The 5,441-nt window shown below is 68.9% G+C and carries 6 protein-coding genes; 2 read left to right on the forward strand and 4 right to left on the reverse strand.

All coding sequences use genetic code 11. The features are described from left to right. Window positions 1–94: 94 nt before the first annotated feature. The 4 genes from ACFVXE_RS34460 to ACFVXE_RS34475 form a co-directional block, all read right to left on the reverse strand. Window positions 95–598, reverse strand: a complete 504-nt coding sequence (locus ACFVXE_RS34460; RefSeq protein ID WP_389677186.1) for a hypothetical protein — start codon at window positions 596–598, stop codon at window positions 95–97. A gap of 19 nt (window positions 599–617) precedes the next feature. Then, window positions 618–1,784: a transposase gene (locus ACFVXE_RS34465; RefSeq protein WP_389677187.1), complete on the reverse strand. Its 1,167-nt coding sequence runs from the start codon at window positions 1,782–1,784 to the stop codon at window positions 618–620. 418 nt (window positions 1,785–2,202) lie between these two features. Beyond that, window positions 2,203–2,736, reverse strand: a complete 534-nt coding sequence (locus ACFVXE_RS34470) for an EF-hand domain-containing protein (protein ID WP_389677189.1) — start codon at window positions 2,734–2,736, stop codon at window positions 2,203–2,205. Between the two features lie 152 nt (window positions 2,737–2,888). Next, window positions 2,889–4,184 carry a helix-turn-helix domain-containing protein gene (locus ACFVXE_RS34475; protein WP_389677190.1) on the reverse strand — a complete coding sequence of 432 codons (1,296 nt, stop codon included), beginning with the start codon at window positions 4,182–4,184 and terminating at the stop codon, window positions 2,889–2,891. A gap of 190 nt (window positions 4,185–4,374) precedes the next feature. Between ACFVXE_RS34475 and ACFVXE_RS34480 the strand changes: the two genes are divergently transcribed. Beyond that, complete coding sequence (locus ACFVXE_RS34480; protein WP_389677192.1) at window positions 4,375–4,818, forward strand: ATP-binding protein; 444 nt, start codon at window positions 4,375–4,377, stop codon at window positions 4,816–4,818. A gap of 83 nt (window positions 4,819–4,901) precedes the next feature. Further along, window positions 4,902–5,258: a hypothetical protein gene (locus tag ACFVXE_RS34485; protein WP_389677194.1), complete on the forward strand. Its 357-nt coding sequence runs from the start codon at window positions 4,902–4,904 to the stop codon at window positions 5,256–5,258. Window positions 5,259–5,441: the final 183 nt, after the last annotated feature.

The following is a 5,441-nucleotide window of genomic DNA, read 5'->3' on the forward strand; positions in this document are numbered from 1 at the left end:
TCCCGCCCGCGCAGACGCCGCCCGCCGAACTCTCGGCTCTCCACGCTCGCGTCCTCGCACAGACCAAATCGGCGAGTTAATCATCTGCAAGCCCTTAGCTGGGGTCGAGCGCGGCCGCGATGCCCTCAAGGATCCCGACAAACTCCTTGGCCGGGATCTCGACCGTGAAGACCGCACCGGCGTCTTCGGGGTGGCTGAGCAGGTGTTCCTCACGCCAGAACGACAGCGTGATCACCAGGCTGTCCTCTTCGCGGAACAGGTGGGCCGTCACGTTGTCGGTGGTGGGCCCCCAGAGCAGGACCCGGAACCGGCCGCGCAGCTGGTAGTCGGCCTCGGGCTCGTCGTCGTCCCCCGCGCGCTGCACGAGACGCCGGTGTGTGGCTTCGGCGGACAAGCCAGCGAACGGCAGGGGGGAACCTTCGCCGGACCGCAGCCAGGCGACGGCGTCCAGCACATCGCGGCGGAACTGGGGGACGTACGCCATATTGTCGTCGCAGGTCAGCCGCCTTCCGGCTGCCCAGAGGTCGACCCGGCACAGTGGGCCTGGCTCGCCGACCTCTGCGCCGAACCTGGACTTGTCTCCCAGAACCACGTTCATGCCGGTGACCGTCGCAGGTTCAGCCCTTCACAAACAACCGAATACTTCGCCGGGCCAGTGGCTGGCGTGCCTCGGCGAAAATCGAACGGCCGCTGCCCCTGGTGACTCCCGAAGTGGTGAACATCTGCCGTCCGTTCTCGCGAACAAAGCCACGCCAGAGGCGGTCGACGTCGTGCGCGGTGGCATCGGGGTCGCTGTGCCACAGCCATAGCGGCCTGGGGTCGCGATTGCCGGGCAGGTGCTCGACCGCCAAATGGACCAACGTTCCCTCGACGATGGGGAGTTCGCCTTCGTGGTCAGCCCAGGAGCCGCGCCGGTCCAGCTTGGGGTGCAGGCGGCCCCAGCAGCGGGCGAGGACTTGACCGAAGCGGTCGTGGATGCCGGCCGACTCCTGGACCGGCGCCGGATAGGTCGTGGCCTGGGCCAGGCGGAACTCCGCTCCATGTCGGGGCGGGCGCCCGGGGTTCGTTCCGCGGCGCTTGCCGGCCGGGGCGCGCATCACCCGGTCGGCGCGGATGCGTCCCAGTAACCGCACCGGCTCCTCGCGCAGCAGCCAGGTCAGGCGCACGATGTCGTAGCCGGAGTCCAGGACGAACAGCACCGGCAAGTCCCCCGAGCGCCACTGCCCGGCTCGCTCCAGGCGGGCGACAAGGTCGCGGATCTGGGCGGCGGTGACCTCGGTGGGATCGTCCTCGGGCCCCAATCGCACCGCGTCCAGCGGCCCAGTCCACGAGGAGCGACCCCCGCCGAGGGCCGCCGCGACCTGGTAGGGCCAGCCCGGGATGGTCTGACGCACCCCGTCGCAGCGGCACGGACGGTGGCAGTGCAGCCGCGCGGGTGAGCATTCGGCATCCGGACGCGGCCACGCGGTGACGTCCAGCGCGATGGATATCTGCCCGTCCGTCCCGCGCGGCAGCCGCAGTCCGGCCAGCGCCATTCGAAGCCGGGACGCGTTGATGTGCCCCTGGGCCAGCGCGTCGTACATCGCTCCGTGCCCGCGCCGATGCACCCCCGAAAGCGAGAGTTCCGGCAGGGATGTCACCGGCCCCTCGGCGCACAGCACCGCGTCCATGAGCTCGAACAGAGCATCCGCCCGCAACGTCAGGCACTCGTACAGCTCACGGCGAAACCGGGACAACCCGGCCAGGGTCTCGACGCGCACGGCGCCGTCTTGCAGACTGTCCATCACGGCCTTTGGTTGATCAACGTGTCTCTTGGCGGAAACACATGATCAAGCAGAGGCCGTCCAGCTGTCAGGCGAACGACAAACCCCACCAAGAAATGATCTTGGCGGGGTTTAAAGCCAAGCTTAGCCTGCGCGTTTCACTTCGAGGCGCGTCCGGCTCATAAGCGAAAGCGCCTTCTGAACTGGGACGATGAGGCTTGTATAAGGCCTCCTTCGTACCAGCGGGAAGGCACAGCCGAATTCCGTCGGCCGACCCGCCCCCAAGAAGCCGGAGCGCAATCCGGCCCGGCCCTACCACGTGGATCTCTCCCGGGATCTCATCAAGTAGCATCCGCAGCACGAAGCCCCCCGCCCGCAATGGTCGAGGGGCAACGTGTGCCGGGCGCCGGCGCAGGAGACGACGGGCGCCAGATCGTCGTTACCAGTTCACGTTGGGCTTCCCGTTCAGGAACCGGTCGATGCGCTTCTCGGTCTGCGACGGCCCGACGTAGGTCCGCGTGTCGCCGACCACGGCGTCACTGCCCTTGACCGCACAGTCGGTATCACTGTCGTACACGGCCTGGTACATGGTCACCGTGTACGAGTCACCGTCCCCCTGCAGGACCTTCTTCACCACCCCGTTGTAGTAGCGCAGGCTGGTGCCCACATAGGACACGATCCGCACGGACTCCGTGGGGTAGGGCTCGACAAGCTTGTTCACGCGCAGGGTGGCGGCCTCGATGCGATCGGCCTCCGCCTGGAACACCGCGCCCACCTCCTCCCGGTCGATCGTGCCGGAGCCGTCGGTATCGACCGCGTCGAAGAGCTCCGACAGGAGCTCGGACCCCAGAAACTTGCCGTTCTCCTTGGTGTACGCGGTCAGCTCCTCCTTGGTGATCTGCCCGTCCCAGTCCCGGTCCGCGTCCTGGAGCCATCGGGCGAACTCGTGCAGCAGTGTCGAAGCCGTCGTCATGTGCGTTTCCCCTCTCGAAGATCATTTGCATGGAGAGGGGTGCCCCCCGGAGTGGCCACGTACACACCGGGCCATCCGATCGGGTGACCAGGCGAACACGCTCGGGAGTCGTCTCCTGGCCTGCGCGTTCAGCCCCAACCGAAACGCGCAGGCTAGGAGAACGCCTCCCGCATCTTCGCCTCGAAGGCGACCACCGGGGCTTCCTGGGCGTGCGCGGCCAGGTGGGTGTGGAACTCCCGCACGTGACCGACGATGCGCGGGGAGTCCACGTTTGTCGCCAGGTCCAGGGCCAGCGAGGCAGTGGAACACGCCTGGTCCAAGGCGCCGTTGCGCAGCTGCGTGGAGGCCAGCCAGAAGGCGTGAAAGGCGCGGCCGCGCTGCTGGTCGCGGTGTTCGCGGCGCAGGCCCTCGGCGATCAACGGCTCGGCCTGCCGGTGCTCGCCGAGCTGCGCGAGAGCGATGCCGGTGTCCACGATCAGCTTGGTCTCGTCGAAGTACCGCACCCACTGTGGGGCGCTGGCGTGGTCGGCCCGTTCGAAGTGCGCGCGCGCCTTGGCGATGGATCGGTGGCAGTCGCTGCCGGCGTGCAGTGTGGCGTGGGCGAACGCCTCCCGCATGTGCAGCATGGCCATCACCAGGTCCGGGCTGTCGGTGTCGCGGGCGGTGTCCTGTGCCGCGCACGCCAGCGCGGCGGCGTCAGTGGCATCGCCCTCATAGGTGGCCTGCAGGCTCATGCAGGAAAGGACGTTGGCGATGAACTGTCGGTCGCCGACGCTTTGGGCCATCGTCAGCGCCTGGGTAAAGTACGTGCGAGCGGTGCTGAACTGGCGGGCGTCGAAGTACGCCCATCCGGCGAGCCGGGCAAGTTCGGCGGCGAGCGTGAGCAGGCCGTGCCGTAGTGGGCTTTCACGGGTGTTGTCGATCAGCTGTTGGGTGTGGCGTAGCTGGCCGACGACTGCGGGGCGCAGAGCGGCGGGGCCGTGCAGGCCGTCGCGGCGCCAGTAGTCCTGGATCGATGACTGGATGGCGGCGAGGGTCGAGCGGGTCACTTGAGCGGCGTCGACCAGGTTGAGGATGCTGTCCAGATCGGCGACCGGGGTGGCCGGTGGTGGAGGCGCCGGTTGGGGCTCGGGTTCGGTGGGGGTGGCTTGGGCTGGGATCTCCCAGGGGCGGTGCGCGAGGCCGAGCATGGCGCCGGGGATGCGCAGCCCGTCTGCCACGCGTTCGATGACGTCGATGTGTGCGAGTTTGCGTCGCCCGGCCGCGATCTCCCCGACTCGGCTTGGGGTCATGCCGCATAAGGCGGCGATCCGCGAGGGGTAGATCCCGGCGCGGCGCCGCACAAGGGTGAAGATCGTGGCGAAGTCCCGTGTCCGGCAGGCCCGGATCATCTCGGGATCGGCGAGAAGCGCGGGTGGCAGCTCTCGTGGCCCTTCCGCCGCCGGCATCGGCGCCTCCTCGCCCGAGTCGCGCACAGTGAGGGGAATCTGACGCCCCGCAAGCTTACCCACGTTGGGTAATCACGTGGGCCTTCACGCAGATCCAACTGCGGCGGGACGCTCTCGGCACGCACCGCTTCGGCGGTGTGACCTCTTGGAATCCTCGACGGGGGCGACGCCCCCACGTAGGGGGAGCACTGTGCCCGCAATCACCATGCATGACGAGCCCACGGGCGACGGGTTGACCGCGCTGACGTGGGATCTGTGGCTGACGCCGTTCCCGAAGACGGTGAGTGAGGCCCGCCGGCAGCTCCGTTCGGCCCTGACCGGCTGGCAGGTGCCCGAGGAGGCGGTGGACACCGCCGTCCTGGTCACCAGCGAGCTGGTCACCAACGCCATCCGGCACTGCAGCAACGACCACCTGGTGCACCTGCAGGTCACCGACGACGGCACGGAGCTCTTGCTGGAGGTTTCCGACCCGAGCCGCAACCCGCCGCGGCCGGTGGTCCCGCCGACCCACGCGGAGAGCGGCCGAGGGCTGTTCCTCGTCCGTGCGGCCGCCTCCGAATTCGGGGCCCGGCACCGTGACCCGGTCGGCAAGACCGTGTGGGCGACCGTTCCCCGGACGCCCACCACCCCATGAACGCCGGTCCGGTGGTGCGCCCCCCGTCGCGCCGCCGGACCGGTCTTGGCCTGTACCCGTCGACGTCGAATGTGAGCCGTGCCGTGAATCCCGCAGCTGAGATGCCGTTCCGTGTGACCTTCGATCAGGAGCGCGGGCAGCTCGTGCTGATGATGACGTTCGGTGTGCAGCCGAGGCAGCGGGTCACCAGCGACCTGATCCCCAGCGCGGAGGCGGCGGCGGTCCAGATCGCGCTGAACCGGCACGAGGCGCGGATGCGGGCGCACCTGGCGGACGCGATCGCGGAGGCGACCACGCGGTTCCTGGGGGCGGACCCGCAGCGGCTGGAGGCTGCGGTGGCCGCGCTGTCGGACCCGACGTCGGCGGTGCCGATCGGTTCGATCCTCCGGGCGGGCGGGGCGCCGGCGGACCCGCGCACAGTGAGCCCATCAGGGCTCTGACCTGCAGTTTTTACGGGAAAAATCTTGCGGCCTAACCCGCATGAAGGTAAAATAAGGCTTTAGGAGGAGGGGAACCGCCCCTCTTCCTTCCAGCACCCGTCCCGGCCCGGCCGCGCCCCCGCCCGGCCGGGCCGGGTTACACGCAAAAGAGGGGCCAAGGAACCCGCCAGGAAAGCCCCCCCC

The sequence above is a fragment of the Streptomyces sp. NPDC058231 genome, assembly GCF_042882275.1.
Taxonomy (GTDB): Bacteria; Actinomycetota; Actinomycetes; order Streptomycetales; family Streptomycetaceae; genus Streptomyces.